17 protein-coding genes are annotated in these 16,617 nt (G+C 36.3%); 4 read left to right on the top strand and 13 right to left on the bottom strand.

Annotated elements, in window-relative coordinates; all coding sequences use genetic code 11:
• The first annotated feature begins 233 nt into the window (after nucleotides 1-233).
• On the top strand, nucleotides 234-638 hold the full coding sequence (locus ACLHG9_RS14870) for a response regulator (RefSeq protein WP_243357723.1): 405 nt from the start codon (nucleotides 234-236) through the stop codon (nucleotides 636-638).
• Here ACLHG9_RS14870 and ACLHG9_RS14865 read toward each other — a convergent pair.
• On the bottom strand, nucleotides 631-1,401 hold the full coding sequence (locus ACLHG9_RS14865; protein WP_410222287.1) for an MBL fold metallo-hydrolase: 771 nt from the start codon (nucleotides 1,399-1,401) through the stop codon (nucleotides 631-633). The two genes, ACLHG9_RS14870 and ACLHG9_RS14865, sit on opposite strands and share 8 nt — an antisense overlap.
• 130 nt (nucleotides 1,402-1,531) lie before the next feature.
• Between ACLHG9_RS14865 and recJ the strand changes: the two genes are divergently transcribed.
• Genes recJ through ACLHG9_RS14850 form a run of 3 tightly spaced genes read left to right on the top strand, consistent with a single transcriptional unit; the run spans nucleotide 1,532 to nucleotide 5,528 of the window.
• Nucleotides 1,532-3,265: a single-stranded-DNA-specific exonuclease RecJ gene (gene recJ / locus ACLHG9_RS14860; protein ID WP_410222286.1), complete on the top strand. Its 1,734-nt coding sequence runs from the start codon at nucleotides 1,532-1,534 to the stop codon at nucleotides 3,263-3,265.
• 13 nt (nucleotides 3,266-3,278) lie between these two features.
• On the top strand, nucleotides 3,279-4,013 hold the full coding sequence (gene lptB, locus ACLHG9_RS14855) for an LPS export ABC transporter ATP-binding protein (RefSeq protein WP_410222285.1): 735 nt from the start codon (nucleotides 3,279-3,281) through the stop codon (nucleotides 4,011-4,013).
• Between the two features lie 6 nt (nucleotides 4,014-4,019).
• Nucleotides 4,020-5,528 carry a GH3 auxin-responsive promoter family protein gene (locus ACLHG9_RS14850; protein WP_410222284.1) on the top strand — a complete coding sequence of 503 codons (1,509 nt, stop codon included), beginning with the start codon at nucleotides 4,020-4,022 and terminating at the stop codon, nucleotides 5,526-5,528.
• 534 nt (nucleotides 5,529-6,062) lie between these two features.
• Here ACLHG9_RS14850 and ACLHG9_RS14845 read toward each other — a convergent pair.
• From ACLHG9_RS14845 to ACLHG9_RS14790, 12 genes are all read right to left on the bottom strand, one after another.
• Complete coding sequence (locus ACLHG9_RS14845; protein WP_410222283.1) at nucleotides 6,063-7,520, bottom strand: M20/M25/M40 family metallo-hydrolase; 1,458 nt, start codon at nucleotides 7,518-7,520, stop codon at nucleotides 6,063-6,065.
• A gap of 67 nt (nucleotides 7,521-7,587) precedes the next feature.
• Nucleotides 7,588-8,448, bottom strand: coding sequence for a DUF4349 domain-containing protein (locus tag ACLHG9_RS14840; RefSeq protein ID WP_410222282.1), 861 nt, complete (start codon nucleotides 8,446-8,448; stop codon nucleotides 7,588-7,590).
• A 127-nt stretch (nucleotides 8,449-8,575) separates the two neighbouring features.
• On the bottom strand, nucleotides 8,576-8,788 hold the full coding sequence (locus tag ACLHG9_RS14835) for a hypothetical protein (RefSeq protein ID WP_410222281.1): 213 nt from the start codon (nucleotides 8,786-8,788) through the stop codon (nucleotides 8,576-8,578).
• Nucleotides 8,789-8,851: 63 nt separating this feature from the next.
• A complete protein-coding gene (locus ACLHG9_RS14830; RefSeq protein WP_410222280.1) occupies nucleotides 8,852-9,625 on the bottom strand; it encodes a 5'-nucleotidase, lipoprotein e(P4) family in 774 nt (257 codons plus the stop codon).
• Nucleotides 9,626-9,663: 38 nt separating this feature from the next.
• Entirely contained in the window at nucleotides 9,664-10,788 is a 1,125-nt protein-coding gene (locus ACLHG9_RS14825) for an ATP-binding protein (protein WP_410222279.1), read from the bottom strand.
• A gap of 173 nt (nucleotides 10,789-10,961) precedes the next feature.
• A complete protein-coding gene (gene atpG, locus ACLHG9_RS14820) occupies nucleotides 10,962-11,843 on the bottom strand; it encodes an ATP synthase F1 subunit gamma (RefSeq protein ID WP_410222278.1) in 882 nt (293 codons plus the stop codon).
• A gap of 69 nt (nucleotides 11,844-11,912) precedes the next feature.
• Nucleotides 11,913-13,487, bottom strand: a complete 1,575-nt coding sequence (atpA, locus tag ACLHG9_RS14815; protein ID WP_410222277.1) for a F0F1 ATP synthase subunit alpha — start codon at nucleotides 13,485-13,487, stop codon at nucleotides 11,913-11,915.
• Nucleotides 13,488-13,556: 69 nt separating this feature from the next.
• On the bottom strand, nucleotides 13,557-14,102 hold the full coding sequence (atpH, locus tag ACLHG9_RS14810; protein WP_410222276.1) for an ATP synthase F1 subunit delta: 546 nt from the start codon (nucleotides 14,100-14,102) through the stop codon (nucleotides 13,557-13,559).
• An 81-nt stretch (nucleotides 14,103-14,183) separates the two neighbouring features.
• Nucleotides 14,184-14,678, bottom strand: a complete 495-nt coding sequence (locus ACLHG9_RS14805; protein ID WP_410222275.1) for a F0F1 ATP synthase subunit B — start codon at nucleotides 14,676-14,678, stop codon at nucleotides 14,184-14,186.
• Between the two features lie 108 nt (nucleotides 14,679-14,786).
• A complete protein-coding gene (gene atpE / locus ACLHG9_RS14800; protein ID WP_010601523.1) occupies nucleotides 14,787-14,993 on the bottom strand; it encodes an ATP synthase F0 subunit C in 207 nt (68 codons plus the stop codon).
• 53 nt (nucleotides 14,994-15,046) lie between these two features.
• Complete coding sequence (atpB, locus tag ACLHG9_RS14795) at nucleotides 15,047-16,222, bottom strand: F0F1 ATP synthase subunit A (protein ID WP_410222274.1); 1,176 nt, start codon at nucleotides 16,220-16,222, stop codon at nucleotides 15,047-15,049.
• A gap of 41 nt (nucleotides 16,223-16,263) precedes the next feature.
• A complete protein-coding gene (locus ACLHG9_RS14790) occupies nucleotides 16,264-16,599 on the bottom strand; it encodes a hypothetical protein (protein WP_410222273.1) in 336 nt (111 codons plus the stop codon).
• Nucleotides 16,600-16,617: the final 18 nt, after the last annotated feature.

The following is a 16,617-nucleotide window of genomic DNA, read 5'->3' as shown; positions in this document are numbered from 1 at the left end:
TTTTATATTTGCTACTGATTTACAAGGAAATCGAAAGAAAATGAATGCAATAAGCACCATTACTAAATCGTTACCGACAATGATTTCCCGCCTCGTAAACTACTCATTATAAGCTATATTTAGCTTTTCTAACTTTTTTTTGTAAAAAAATTGATGCAGCTTTTTTATTATATTGCAGTAATTTACATTTGCCTACATTCCGCAAGGAATACACACACAACTTAAAATTTAAAATGGTTGATAAAACAGTCAATCTGCTGGTTATAGATGATGATGACATTAATATCTTCATCATCAAAAAAATTGTCGAAAAAACCGACTATGATGTAAAGATGCTGTCTAAGAACAATGGGCAGCAGGCCATTGATTACATCAAAGAGCTGATAGAAAACCACGCAGAGTTACCTCATCTTATGCTCATAGATATTAACATGCCGGTTTTAAACGGCTGGGAATTTATCGAAGCTTTTGAAAGTCTTAACATTCAAACACCGATTGATATGTATATGCTTTCCTCCTCCGTTTACGAGAACGACATCGAAAAAGCCAAAACCTACAAAACTATAAAAGGCTTTATCTCAAAACCCCTCTCTATTGAAAAATTAAAAGAACTAATTAACGACATTCTCTCTAAATAATCTGAAACTTCTCTCCATCAAACCCAATATAAGCCTGTGTTTTTGATTTAGAATGATAAAACAGACACTTCCAGTTTTCCTGAGCCGCTTTGTGCCCAAATTCATCGCGTAGCTCCATTGCCTTTCTTCCGTCATAATCATATTTAGCAATAAATTTTCGTAAAAGCTCTTCTGGTTCGGGCAGAACATCTCCACCAAAAAACACTTTATCCTCACCATCATCAAACAAAAATACCTGATGATATGGACAATGTGCTCCAGTTAGTTCATAGCTCACTTCATTTGTCAGTTTTCCAGAACCTTCTACCAGCTCTATCTGAGCATTACGTTGTATATATTCAAAAATTTCAGGATGATAAGAAGAAGATTTGCTCGAAAAGGCGGTTTCCCACTCACCTCTCTGCATCACATAAGTAGCATGCGGAAAACTCAGTTCTACCTGACCGTTATGATTATGTACCATACCTCCTGAATGATCAAAATGCAAATGCGACATGAGTACCATGCTTACATCTTCTGGTTCAAAACCGGCTTCTCTGATATGGTGATGCAAATGAAGATGACCTTTTTCATCACTATAGCCTAGGCCTGTATCTAAAAGCATCAGCTCGCTACCACATTTTACTAAAAAAGGTTGAACGTGAATAAATAAAGACGCCGGCCTGTCTTTAAAATTATCTTTGAGCGGATCAAAGGGAATAAATTTCTTAGTGGCATCTACTGAATACGAACCTTCTTTAAGTGTAAAAACCTGGATAGACATTGTTTTATAGATAAAAATTAAATGATATATTTACGAGCAATACTGCAAATATAAATAACCCATATGAGCTTAACCTCATAGGATTGTCTGCTTACATAAAAATTTGCTCAAAAAACAATTTTAATAGCCAATGCAAAAACGATGGGTAAACACCAACAATGCCAACCAAAACACCGTTAATGCGCTTGCCGAACAACTTAATATAGATACTACGCTGGCCCGCATATTGGTGCAGCGAAACATCCATACGTTTAATGAGGCAAAAGATTTTTTCAGGCCTCAGCTGAGCCGATTACATGATCCCTTTCTAATGAAAGATATGCGAAAGGCTGTGGACAGGATTAATCTGGCTATCCAAAACAATGAAAAAATATTGGTTTATGGCGATTATGATGTAGATGGTACCACTGCCGTAACACTGCTTTATAGTTTCATGCTCCAATTTACACAGCTTGTTGCTTATTATATACCAGACAGGCATAGCGAAGGTTATGGTGTATCAACTATCGGCATTGATTATGCAAAAACACATGACTTTAGCCTTATTATTGCGTTAGACTGTGGTATCCGTTCTGTTGATAAAGTTGCATATGCCAACAGTATGGGCATAGATTTTATCATTTGTGATCACCATTTACCCGGCGATGAAATACCTGATGCGATTGCTGTTTTAGATCCCAAGATCAGCGATTGTACTTATCCTTTCAAAGAATTGTCTGGGTGTGGTATAGGCTTTAAACTGGCTCAGGCTTACTGTATAGATCATAATCTGGATGCCAGTTTATATCTCCGCTACCTTGATCTGTGTGCAGTAAGTATCGCCGCCGATATTGTGCCCATTATAGATGAAAACAGAATATTAGCTTACTTCGGATTGGCAAAATTGAACCAGGATCCTATTTTAGGCTTAAAGTATCTGATGCAATCCGCTGGAAAAACAGAAAAATATACCATTGGCGATGTTGTTTTTCTCCTTGCTCCACGCATAAATGCCGCCGGACGGATGGGACATGCCAAAGATGCCGTTAAAATGTTATTAAGCTCTCATCCTGATTTAGCAGAAGAGTACAGTTCTTATATTAACCAGCAAAACGATACGCGTAAATCATTTGACCAAAGCATAACACAGGAGGCATTGACGATCATTGGCAGCAGCGATGTGTTGATGAAAAGAAAAACAACTGTTGTTTTTCAGGATAGTTGGAACAAAGGGGTAATAGGCATTGTGGCGTCCCGTTTAATAGAGACCTATTACCGCCCTACTATCGTACTTACAGAATCAAATGGCAAATACACCGGCTCTGCCCGTAGTGTTTGGGGTTACGATCTTTATGAAGCGCTTCTATTGTGCAGCGACCTGCTTGAGCAATTTGGCGGACATAAATATGCCGCAGGCTTAACCGTTAAACCCGAAAACCTGAATGCTTTTGCTCAAAAATTTGAAGAAGTGGTTGCTGCAAGCATAGATCCGGTTCTACTGGTACCGCAAATTACCATAGATGCCGACCTTGAGTTTAAACAGATTAATGGAAAATTTCAAAGAATCTTAGCACAAATGGCACCTTTCGGGCCTCAGAATATGACGCCTGTTTTTGTAAGTCATGGCATAAGATTTGTCGGTTTCCCACAAGTTGTGGGCACAAATCATCTTAAATTATCGGTAAAACAACAAAATTCACCTATTTTTGAAGCTATTGGTTTCAATTTGGGGCATTATGCAAGCTTGCTCAATTCTAAAACTGTGTTTTCTATCTGTTACACCATTGAAGAGAACAACTGGAAAGACAACAAGCGTTTGCAGTTAAACATTAAAGACATTAGAATAGCTACAGAAACACATGAAAGTTATTTCTTTAGCAATTAAAATATTAAACTAAATGATATTAAAGGCTGAGCATCTTATTAAAAAATATAAACAGCGTACAGTTGTAAATGATGTTTCTTTTGAAGTAAGCCAGGGCGAAATTGTAGGTTTATTAGGGCCAAATGGTGCAGGAAAAACCACCTCATTTTATATGATTGTAGGCCTGATCAAACCCAATGAAGGCACCATTTTACTTGATGGACATGACATCACCAAAGATCCAATGTACAGACGTGCCCAGAAAGGTATTGGTTATCTGGCACAAGAAGCCAGTGTTTTCAGAAAACTTTCTGTTGAAGACAACATCATGGCTATTTTAGAAATGACCTACGATAATCATGAAGAAAGACGCGAAAAGCTTGAAGAACTGATTGCTGAATTTAGCTTGCATAAAGTACGCAAAAACAGAGGCGACCTTTTATCAGGTGGTGAACGACGCCGCACAGAAATTGCCAGAGCTTTAGCCGCAAACCCTAATTTTATTTTATTAGACGAACCTTTTGCCGGTGTTGACCCTATTGCCGTAGAAGAAATTCAAAGCATTGTAGCCAAGCTAAAAAACAAGAATATAGGCATCTTAATTACCGACCACAATGTGCAGGAAACTTTATCTATCACAGACCGGGCTTATTTACTTTTTGAGGGAAAAATCTTAGAATCTGGTACGCCTGAAGTTTTAGCTGCCAATGAAATGGTTAGAAAAGTTTACCTGGGTTCTAATTTTGTTTTACGAAGAAAAAACCTGTAATCTGCTATGGCTATAGTCAATTCCATTTTTACCTGGTACATGAAAAAGCGGATCCACCAGATCGAGCTTTTTAAGAAATACCCCTTAGAAGTGCAAGATGAATGGCTCCATACACTCATTTCTAGTGCTGAGAATACAGAATGGGGTAAATTTTACGATTACAAATCTATACTTACGGCCGAACAGTTTAAAGAGCGTGTACCGTTGCAAACTTACGATACCCTAAAACCTTATATAGAGCGGATGTTAAAAGGCGAAGAGAATATTCTCTGGCCTTCAGAAATCAAGTGGTTTGCAAAATCATCAGGTACAACCAGCGACAGAAGCAAATTTATTCCGGTATCTGAAGAAGCATTGGAAGAATGCCATTTTAAAGGTGGTAAGGATATGCTTTCTATTTATTGTAATAACCAACCCGATACGCAGGTTTTTACAGGTAAAGGGCTTGTATTAGGAGGTAGCCATCAGATCAATCAGCTTTGCCAGGATATACGCTATGGTGATCTCTCTGCTGTACTGATTAAGAACTTACCGATTTGGGCAGAGTATTACCGTACGCCCGATATGTCTATTGCACTCATGGACAACTATGAGATTAAAATGGATAAAATGGCAGAGGCCACCATTAAAGAAAATGTAACCAGCATTTCCGGCGTACCTACCTGGACTATCGTTTTAGCTAAAAAAGTACTAGCCTTAACAGGCAAAAGCAATCTGCTTGAAGTATGGCCTAATTTAGAGGTATATTTTCATGGCGCAGTAAATTTTGCACCGTATCGCGAGCAGTTTAAACAGCTTATTCCTTCACCAAATATGTATTATTTGGAAACTTATAATGCATCTGAAGGTTTCTTTGGCATCCAGGATCAGGCTAATTCTGAGGAATTACTGTTAATGCTGGATTACGGAATTTACTATGAATTTTTACCGCTCGATCGCATTGACGATGAGCAACCCAAAACATTGTCATTGGAAGAAGTTGAGCTGTATAAAAATTATGCGGTTGTTATTTCTACCAATGCTGGCTTATGGCGTTATATGATAGGCGACACCATACAGTTTACCTCTTTAGCTCCTCATCGCATCAAGATTACCGGCAGAACCAAGCATTTTATCAATGCCTTTGGAGAAGAGGTAATTATTGACAATGCTGAAAATGCCTTAATTAAGGCTTGTGAGATTACACAGGCAAAAATAAAGGATTATACTGCCTGCCCTATTTATTTTCAGGGAGAAGAGGCCGGAGGACATGAATGGATTATTGAATTTGAACACCAGCCAGACGACTTTGAAAAATTTATAGATGTGTTAGATCAGACCTTGCGTGAAGTTAATTCTGACTATGATGCCAAACGCTTTAAAGATATGGCCCTGCGCAGACCCAAAGTACATAATGCACCCAATGGAACATTCTATAACTGGATGAAACAACGGGGCAAATTAGGAGGACAGCACAAAGTACCACGCTTGGCTAATAACAGAGAATACGTGGATGATATTTTGAAATCTATATAAACTGCAAATCTCGAAAAAGATACATTTAATCTTTTGATTTTTTATAGGGTCTGTGTATATTAATAGAACACAAATTAAACCTTAAAATCATGAAAATCTTTTTCTCTATGGTATTAGTGCTTTTTATAGTTAGCACTAATGCAAAGCTCAATCCACTTCAGATGAATTAGCAAACCTATTCTTTAAAGAATTTGCTAAAGAAGGCAATCTGCCTTTAAAATCAATACAAACGATTAAAGAAAAGTTTGATTGGGCACAGCCTTTACAACGTTTCCGGTTTAACGCTATGGACTATTCCATTAACCTATATATGATTGGAAAATACAACGAAGCTCAGCTGATTAACAAAATTAAGCTCACTGACAAATATCTAATCTATTCTTATGCTGTTATTTATGGGCACGTCCTTTAAGATTTAAACTACATATCTTTAATGGCAATTCTCAATGGAAAATTAACAAAATCGATATTGATGAGAATTTTGAAGAAGACGCTTACTCATTTGTAAGATCCAATTCATAAAAAATGAGGAGATTAATCTCCCCATTTCCATTCGCCCGCAATTTTTAAAGGTTCTTTCAATTTATTTTTTTCTAAAAACTCTTTCAGGCTTTTATCATCAAAACGCTTAACAGGTATAACAGGTGTATTAGCTAAAGCGTAAGTAAGCATAGCAGAGTATCTTACCGTATTTTTCATTCCCTGTTCATCAACCAAATGAAATCCGTCTCCATCAGAATGGTAATATGGGCCCGAATTATTTGGCAATCTGCCACCTGCACCACCTCCGGTAGTTATACCTTCTAACATAAACGGCTGATGGTCGCTATGCAATCCTGCCCCTACGTTAAATAAGTTTTTAAATCCTGTATCAATTTTAGCTACCTGCGCTCCCCAATTTGTAAATTGGTTTTTCATTTCATCACGTGTAGTACTAAAGCCTTTAGGATCATTTGTCATATCATAGTTAAGCATAAACCTGATCTGATCTAAACTTTTGTTTTTCTTAGCAGCTTCAACATACGCTTTTGAACCTAATAAGCCTTGTTCTTCGCCCATAAACATCACAAATTCTACTGTTCTCTTTGTTTTTAAGCCTAACTTTTTAAATGTTCTCGCCATATCCAAAACAGAGAAAGAACCTATACCGTTATCAATAGCTCCGGTAGCCAGATCCCAGCTATCTAAATGTCCGCCTACTACTATTTTTTCATTAGGCAAAGAAGTTCCTTTGATGGTAGCAATTACATTTCTTGCTTTAATTAAGCCCGAGAAATTGGACATGTTAATACGCGCATACTGTGGTGCAGCTTTAACTTCATTTTTTAAATTCATACCATCTTCAAGACCGATACACACCGCCGGAATAGGTATAAGCTTTCCGGTAACAGAAGCTGTTCCTGTTAACAAAACACCTCCTTTTACCTGATTGATAATAATTACGCCTACAGCACCATATTTTGTTGCAATAGCTGTTTTTTCAGATCGGTGCAGTGAAGGCGTGCCTTTAGGAGAGCCTGGAAGTACTCCTAAATATATTAAGGCTATTTTACCCTTAACTTTTTCTTTTAAGGGTTCATAATCTGCTTCTAAACCATTACCTACATCAATAATCTCCGCACTTACATTGGCTTCTACCGGTGAGTGTGCCAAAGTTACAGCCTTAACCACTTTCAAATTTGACGGGCTACTCCCTATTTCAACTTTTAATGTTTTTCTGTCCCAGCTTTCTACCTCAAAAGGTTGGTATTTTACATCAAAACCGTAAGATTTCAAGAGATTGTAAGCATATTCTTCGGCTTTTTTACCATTGGCAGATCCTGTTAAGCGATGCCCTATTTTATTCGTGGCATCTTTTAAATTCTGATAAGCCTGTGAGTTCTTTTGTACTTCACTATTGATTTTTTCAAATGTACTGCTAAAATTGTCCTGAGCGGATGCAGCTAAGCTGGTACAAATCAAAGTAAGCGTTGCTAATCTTTTGAAATTCATAATTTGTCCGTTTTTGTTCAATGAAGTTAAAACTTTTGCAACATACCTAAAGCATATCCCAATTTTTTTACAGAGTTTGTGCTGTATTTCTCTTTCTCCTGTTTTTATAATACTTTATTCCAACATAAATAATAGCCGCTACAACAAAAAGCATCCATAATCTGGTAAGAAATAAGATAAATTCTTTAAACAGGATCCAGCCATCTACAATATTCAACCACAGCCTCGTAAAAAATCCCGGTTTAAAATCATACAGGTTATCATTGGCAATAACAGTAGCCTGAACGGTATTATCCTGATAAAAATTAAGCGTAATGGTACTGTATTTTACCCGGCTATCAATATCCAGATTCTCAACTTTTTTGTCAACCAGATCATCTTTAATATAAAGGGAACTTTCTACGTTATTTGATTGAGGTATTGAAACCTTATTAATCTGCTTAGCGGCTTCTTCTCTGTTCTTTACTTTCATTTGATTAGCCAGATAAGAAATGCTTTGATCGTCTATTTTTAACGATTGGCTATTTACAAACAAGGCCATTTTTGCTACCTCATTTGTAAAATCGTCTAGTTTCTCTGCAGGAATTTTTGCAACCAGATAGGCTTCTTTTCTATAAGCAGTGATTTCTTTAAGAGAATCTACAGAAAGTTTGAATTTATCGGTCCTTTGTATTGAACTGTTTATTGAAACTTCTGCAATGGCACCTCCCTCTGCTTTGATTTTGGCGCTTAACAGTTCTTTGGTCTGTTGTACATCTTTTACCCTGAAATTCATATCTGCCGTTTTAATGATCTTAGGCAGATCTGCTACCGCTGCGGTGGTATCGGCAGCTATTTCAGTTGTTTGCGCATATTCTTTATTACTATTGCTGTTGCATCCAAAAAAGACAAATAATGCAACAAGCAGATACACATAGTTCTTTTTCATAAGATTAAGGTTTTATTAAAGCTTAATCCTTTGATCATAAAAAGGTAACCCTACAAAAAGCAACCACATATAAAAAACAAAAGCCACGCTGAAATAAACAACGTGGCTTAAATATTTTAAAAAAGGGTTATTTTGCGTTCAGAATTCTAAAAACAGCTTTACATGCTAAAATTGTTCCAACTGCTAAAATGGCCCAAGAAATAATTGAAAGCATTCTTGAATCATAAGCGAAACGTAAGAAAACGCCAACAATACCAACAATTACACCAACTACAAGATTCATATAAATACCTGATTGGTTTGCAGCTTCCATGCTGCTTTCTCTTTCTTTAGCATCCATGAGATTTTATTTTGATTTTATGTTACAAAAATAGTATTTATTGGTAATTTACCTTATTTATTTTTAATAAGTTTTTAGCTTATCGAAACGCTGCTTAGCTTTTTCACTATCAGTGAATTTTCCTTCTTTATAAAGTAGTTTTTCCCAGTCGCCATACATCGGATTTGGCAGCACAATAAATTTTGTCCCAAACAACTTTTGGTTCAAATCAACCTGTTCTTTGGTGTCTTTACCTTCACGGTAAAAAACATTTGAAAAATCGCTCAGGTTATCTCCGCACAGCAATAAGATATTATATTTTTCTGCTATTTTCTGACGACGAGGTTCTTTATCAGAAGTTTTGTCTTTTAATACAATATGCTCGTCATCTACAAAAGGGAAACCTAATCTTTTAAGATTTTCAATAGTACCTTTTCTATCTGCTTCATCACGGTTTGTTACGTAAAAAATTTCTACATTCTTACTAGCTGCGAATTTCAAAAATGACAATGCTCCCGGTACAGTATCAGCCATTGCTTTCGAAGTCCAGGTTGTCCAATCTGCAGGCACATAACTTACCCCATGCTGAATTTCATAACCTTGAAAACGAGAGTTATCAATAATAGTTTCATCTGCATCAACAATTACACAGTTAGGCTTACCATTTTGGTTTTCCCATAAAGCTTCTTTTAAAGATAATCTAGCGAAATTATAGGCCTGAAAAGCCAGAGCTCTATATTCGCCACTATATTGTTGCCATAGTACCGCATTAGTCCAATCTCTTTCTGGTCCAGCTTTCTGTGCAAAAAGCATTACGGGCGATAGCAGCAATGCCAATACAAAAGATTTTATTCTCATCTCATTATTTTTTTGCAAAGATAAAGTTTATTAATTAACTATTTGAGAAATGCGTCTCGATCTGATTTTGAAATGAAAGAAGTCTCAGCAGGTTTGTAGGCATGCTTAAATGTTAGTGGAATTCTTGTTTTCTTGCTTTCATTCCATTTAAACTCTACAGCCAATAATTTATTTCCCTGTTGTTCTATATAGTCTATTTCCTGTTGTTGTGTGGTTCGCCAGAAAAAAGATTTTGCCTCTTTCTGATGTTGATGCAAATATTTTATACGTTCGGCAATCATGTAATTTTCAAATAACATACCCACATCATTTCTATTGGTTAGAGCATTAAAGTTTCTTGTAATAGCATTGATGATACCTGTATCGTAAAAGTACACCTTACGTGCCTTTTTTATTTCATTCCGCACATTTCCCGAAAAAGCAGGTACTGAAAAAACCACAAAAGCTTTTTCTAATAAATCTATGTATTTCTCAACCGTTTTTTGATCTGCTTTTACCAGTTGCGCAAGTTCAGAGAAATTAACTTCGCTTCCCACCTGCAACGCTAATGCTTTAACTATTTTTTCAAAAAGCGCAGGCTTTTTTACATCCTCCAAAGCAAATAGATCTTTATATAAATAACTATCAGCAAGTAGTTTTAAATGTTCTTCTGCATTAGAAAAATCATTAATTATTTCAGGATAGGAACCATAAAGCAACCTTTGATCTAAGGCTCTCTCTTCATTTAGGAAACCATTGTGCTCTACCAGCTCTGCATAAGAAAAAGGTAGGAGCAACATCTCATATTTACGCCCGGTTAAGGGTTCATTAATTTTACCTGACAACTCAAATGCAGATGAACCTGTAGCAATTACCTGAATATGCTTAAACCTATCTACTATGATTTTTATCAATAGTCCTACTTCATTTATACGTTGCGCTTCATCTATGAACAGCACTTCATAACCCATTAACAATTGTGTTAACTGAGTAGCATTTGGTTTATTCAATGTTTCCCTTACATCTGCATCATCACCATTAAGATATAAGGTTTTCTTATTCACCTTTTCGAGCAATTGCTCTACAAAAGTAGTTTTTCCAGCTTGCCTTGGACCAAAAACAATAAAAGCTTTTCCTTTAAAGAGTCTGGCCAAAGCATAATCTAATTGCTTGCGTGTAATCATCTTATCCAAATAATTATTAAAATTATAATAATTTTGGATTACATTCCAAATAAACTATAATAATTTTGGATTACATTCCAAATAAATTATAATAATTTTGGATTAAAATGATTATAAGCAATAAAAAACCCATTTCTTAATGAAATGGGTTTTTTATTCTTTTAAATGGAATATTATCCGTTTAGTGCTGCTGCACCACTTACAATCTCTGTTAACTCAGTTGTAATAGCAGCCTGACGAGCTTGGTTATAAGCCAGTTTCAATGATTTTAGCAAATCACCGGCATTTTCAGTAGCTTTATCCATAGATGTCATCCGTGCACCATGCTCTGATGCGTGCGAATCTAATACTGCTTTATATAATTGTATTTTGATTGATTTTGGAATTAACTGTTCCACGATTTCTTCTTGGCTCGGTTCCAAAATATAGTCTACATTATTGGTCTTAACAGCTGCTGTTTCTTCTGTTTTTGGAAGAGGTAATAATTGTTCAGAAGTTAAAATTTGAACGGCAGCGTTTTTAAACTTGTTGTAAACTAATTCAACTTTGTCAAACTCCCCATCTTCAAAGCCTTTCATGATGGCCTCTGTAATCTTGGTCACGTTTTCAAAAGTTAAATTTGCATATACATCGTTATTGTTACCAATAACTTTATAATTGCGTTTTTCGTAAAAATCCTGAGTTTTTTTACCAATAGAAACAATGCTAACATTTCCTTTTTTAAACTGCTCGCTGTATTTTGTAGCAATTAAATTGTTAGCCGTTTTAATTACGTTCATATTGAAAGCTCCGGCCAAACCACGGTTTGAAGAGATTACAACAATTAAAACCTTATTAGGCTCACGCTCTTCAATAAAAGGTGAAGATGTACCTTCTAAGCTTGCCGAAAGATTTCCCAAGATTTCTTTCAGTTTTGTTGCATACGGACGTAATTGAACAATAGCATTTGTAGCACGCTTTAACTTGGCAGCCGATACCATCTTCATGGCTTTGGTAATCTGCTGAGTTGATTGTACTGATGCTATACGGTTTCTTACTTCTTTTAAATTCGCCATTTGTTAGTATTTAGCAGCCAGTATTTAGTAGAGAGACTAAAGTCTAAATACTGACTACTTATAATCTAATTAATATTTACCTGAAATTTCTTTTGCTACAGTTTCTAATACCCCTGTAATTGCATCATCAAATTTACCTGCTTTTAATGCTGCTAAAGTGTCTGCATGACGAAGCTCCAAAGCTTGTAAATACTCAGCTTCAAACTCTTTAACTTTATTAACCGGTACATTACGCATTAAGTTTTTAGTACCCGCATAAACAATCGCAACTTGTTTTTCTACCGTAAGTGGAGAAAACTGAGCTTGTTTCAACATCTCTACGTTACGAGCACCTTTATCTAATACAGATTTTGTAGCCGCATCCAAATCAGATCCGAATTTAGAGAAAGCCTCCAGCTCACGGTACTGAGCCTGATCTAATTTTAAAGTACCAGCTACTTTTTTCATTGATTTAATTTGTGCGTTACCACCTACACGTGATACAGAAATACCCACGTTAATAGCCGGACGTACACCTGAGTTAAACAAGTTAGACTCTAAGAAAATCTGACCATCAGTAATTGAGATTACGTTAGTAGGGATATAAGCAGAAACGTCACCTGCCTGAGTTTCGATAATTGGCAATGCTGTTAATGAACCGCCGCCTTTAACAATGCCTTTGATAGACTCTGGCAAATCGTTCATGTTTTTAGCGATATCATCATTAGCGTTGATTTTAGCAGCTCTTTCTAGCAAACGGCTGTGTAGATAAAATACATCACCCGGATAAGCCTCACGGCCTGGAGGACGTTTCAATAATAGAGAAACCTCACGGTAAGCTACAGCTTGTTTAGACAAATCATCATAAACAATTAAAGCCGGACGACCCGTATCACGGAAGAACTCGCCAATAGCAGCACCCGCAAATGGAGCATAGAACTGTAATGGAGCAGGCTCAGCAGCAGAAGCAGCTACAACAATAGTATAAGCCATTGCACCGTTTTCTTCTAAAGTACGTACAACGTTTGCTACTGTACTTGCCTTTTGACCACAAGCTACATAGATACAGAATACAGGATTACCTGCTTCGTAAAATTCTTTCTGGTTGATAATAGTATCGATACAAACCGCAGTTTTACCAATCTGACGGTCACCAATTACCAACTCACGCTGACCACGGCCGATGGGAATCATCGCATCAATAGCCTTGATACCAGTTTGTAGAGGCTCGTTTACAGGCTGACGATAGATTACCCCAGGCGCTTTACGCTCTAAAGGCATTTCGTAAGTTTCACCTAAAATTGGGCCTTTGCCATCAATTGGTTCTCCAAGGGTGTTAACCACGCGGCCTAACATACCTTCACCAACTTTAATAGAAGCAATTTTCTTAGTACGTTTTATGGTATCACCCTCTTTGATCTCGTCTGATGGGCCTAATAATACCACACCTACGTTATCTTCTTCAAGGTTTAACACGATACCCTGTAAACCGTTGGCAAACTCAACAAGCTCACCACTTTGTACTTTAGTTAAGCCATAAACACGTGCAATACCATCGCCTACCTGCAATACGGTACCCACTTCTTCAAGCTCAGCTTCTGATTTAAAGCCCGCCAATTGTTGTCTTATAATTGCCGAAACTTCGTCTGGTCTTACCTCTACCATAATTTTATTTATTGTTTTCTATTTGAAAATGTAAATCCTGTGTTTCTTTTTTATTAATGTTTGCTCGGCCTATGCTATACCTTGAGCAAACTCTTTTTTCAATTTATTTAAGCTGCTGGCAATAGAAGCATCAAACTGTCTGTCGCCAACTTTTAAAATAAAACCGCCAATAAGGTTAGTGTTAACTTTCTCTTTAATTACTACCTGTTTAGCATTCAATTCTTTTTTAACTAAAGCTGTAATTTCTTCTTTATTAGCTTCTGTTAGTGTATTTGCCGATGTTACTTCTGCTGTAACAATGCCATTTAAAGCATTATATTGTGCAATAAACTGTTTTGAAATAGCAAATAATAACTCTGAACGACCCTTAGTGATTACCAGGTTAAAAAACGTTTGAGTTATAGCATGTACTTTATCTTTCATAATACCTGATACAATACCTTGTTTTTTATCTAAAGGTACAATCGGATTTTTTAAAATAGCTTCTAATTCACTATTCTCATCTACCACATGCTCAAAAAAAACCATATCGTTCTTTACATCTTCTAAAGCGTTTTGCTCTTTAGAAAGATCTATTAACGATTTTGCGTATCTGGCTGCTGCTTTACTTGACATATTTCTTAGTATTGAGATGTGAGATAGAAGAAGTGAGACCGTTTCATCTCAAATCTGGTATCTCAAATCTAGTATCTCACTCTAGTTTAATTCAACGTCTTTTAACAAATTGTTAACCAACTCCTGTTGTTTGTTCTTATCATCTAACTGATTTCGTAACACACGCTCAGCAATATCTAATGATAATGAAGATACCTGACCTTTTAACTCGGCCAAAGCAGCTTTCTTCTGGTTCTCAATTTCAATGCGGGCTTTTTCAATTAATTTAGCTCCCTCGGCCTGAGCCTGAGTTTTAGCTTCATTAACGATATTATCTTTTAGTGCTTTAGCTTCTTTCAAGATCAGGTCACGCTCTTCGCGAGCTTGTTTCATCAGCTCTTCATTTTGTGAAGTTAAACGTGCCATCTCCTGTTTAGCCAGCTCAGCTTTGTTTAAAGCATCATCGATATTTTGTTCGCGATCATGAATAGCTTTCATAATAGGTTTCCAGGCAAATTTGCCTAATAAAAACACTAAAACAAGGAAAGCGATGGTATTCCAAACCAACAAACCAATTTCAGGAATCAATAAATCCATTGTATGTATATATATCTTTTAGTCTATAAACTTATTTAATATTTTTTTAGCTTTAACAAGAACCTTAACGGCAACCCCGAAAAGGTTCTTGTTGAATTCTTTCTTTGATTATTTTGCGATCAAAGAAACTACTACCGCGAATAAAGCAACCGCTTCGATAAAAGCAGCAGCGATAAGCATAGCAGTTTGAATTTTTGAAGCGGCTTCTGGTTGACGAGCAATTGATTCCATTGCAGATCCACCAATTTTACCGATACCTAATCCAGCGCCAATTGCAGCTAAGCCTGCGCCGATTGCAGCTAATGTTCCAGTCATTTTGATTAATTTATATATGTAAGTTTAACAATACTGTTCTTTCTTTAAAAATATTAATGGTGTTCTTCTACAGCCATACCTATAAACAAGGCCGATAAAGTTGTGAAAATAAATGCCTGAATAAACGCCACCAAAAACTCGATTAAACCAATAAACACCGCAAAGAAAATTGAAGCGGGAGCTACAGCAATCGAATTAAAAATAAATATCAAACACAATAAAGACATTACCAATATGTGCCCAGCAGTAATATTGGCAAATAACCTGATCGCTAAAGCTATAGGCTTAGTAAATGTACCTATAAGCTCTAAAGGCGCTAAAAATATTTTCATTGGGACAGGAACCCCTGGCATCCAGAATATGTGCTTCCAGTAATCTTTATTTCCTTTAAAAGTAGTAATCAAATATGTACAAGCAGCTAAAACTGCCGTCATAGCGATATTACCTGTTACGTTAGCTCCTCCGGGAAAAAATGGAACCAGACCTAACATATTGTTAAACCAGATAAAGAAGAATACGGTTAACAAATAAGGCATAAATTTAGCGTACTTATGCCCTAAGTTTGGCCTTGCAATATCATCACGCACAAACAATATGATTGGCTCCATAAAAGACTGTATTCCTTTAGGTGCCTTACCTTCTCTTTTCTTATAACCTCTGGCTGCAGCAGTAAACAGGATAACCAGCACAACTATTGACAACAGCATACTAAAAACATTTTTAGTAATAGAGAAGTCTAACGGACGGGCATTGGTCACAACTTCATCACCCTTATCATTTAACTCATGCGAAACAAAAGAACCATGAGCATCAGCTGTTTCGTTAGCGTAATAAATTTTATTATGCGCCATTGCAAAACGCTGACCATTCTTCTCTACAGCAACTGTTCCGTCATCATTAAAATTAAATTCTTTAGAAGAAAAAGTAACCAACCCTTTATCAGTCCATAAAATTATGGGAAGATGTAGATGTATACCATGTTCACCATGCCCAAACAAGGTAAAATAATGGCTGTCGCTGATGTGATGAAAAATGAATGAGGTGATATCAAAACCTTTTTCCTCTTTTTTAGCTTCATGATTTGCAGCTCCATGATGTTGAGCATCATTTTCTGCTGTTACTACCGTATCGGCAATTACGCTGTCAACAGGGGCTGCAGCTTGTGCTTTTGAAACAAAAAACGCTAAAAAAAGCGTAAAAGCCACAATTACTTGTTTAACTCTTGACACAAAAACGGGGTTATAATACATTTACTCGCAGTTTTTTACTTTTAATTTTGGTGGCGCAAGTTACGCAACAAGCAGTACATTTCAAAGGCCGAAAACAATAAATATAAAGAAAAAAAAATTAATGCAAACCTCAAGTCAATACCTTTGCCTTTTAAACTGAAAATCAGCACTAAAGCCATAGAAAAAATCATCTTAATACCAATAGAGCCCAAAATAGTCATTACACCCATTTGTGGGTTACGTTTTATCCCCAAAAATGCAACGATATAAGCTATAAAAGTCAAGCCACCTAAAAAGAAAAAAACAGGCCAGAAATCTGAAGTTAAAATTTCAGGCACAGAAGTAAATTGCTGGATAAGGAGTGCTATTCCTGCCAAAATAATTGTGAATATTAC

The organism is Pedobacter sp. (assembly GCF_046462515.1).
GTDB lineage: Bacteria > Bacteroidota > Bacteroidia > Sphingobacteriales > Sphingobacteriaceae > Pedobacter.
This window is presented reverse-complemented; position numbering and strand designations above follow the sequence as displayed.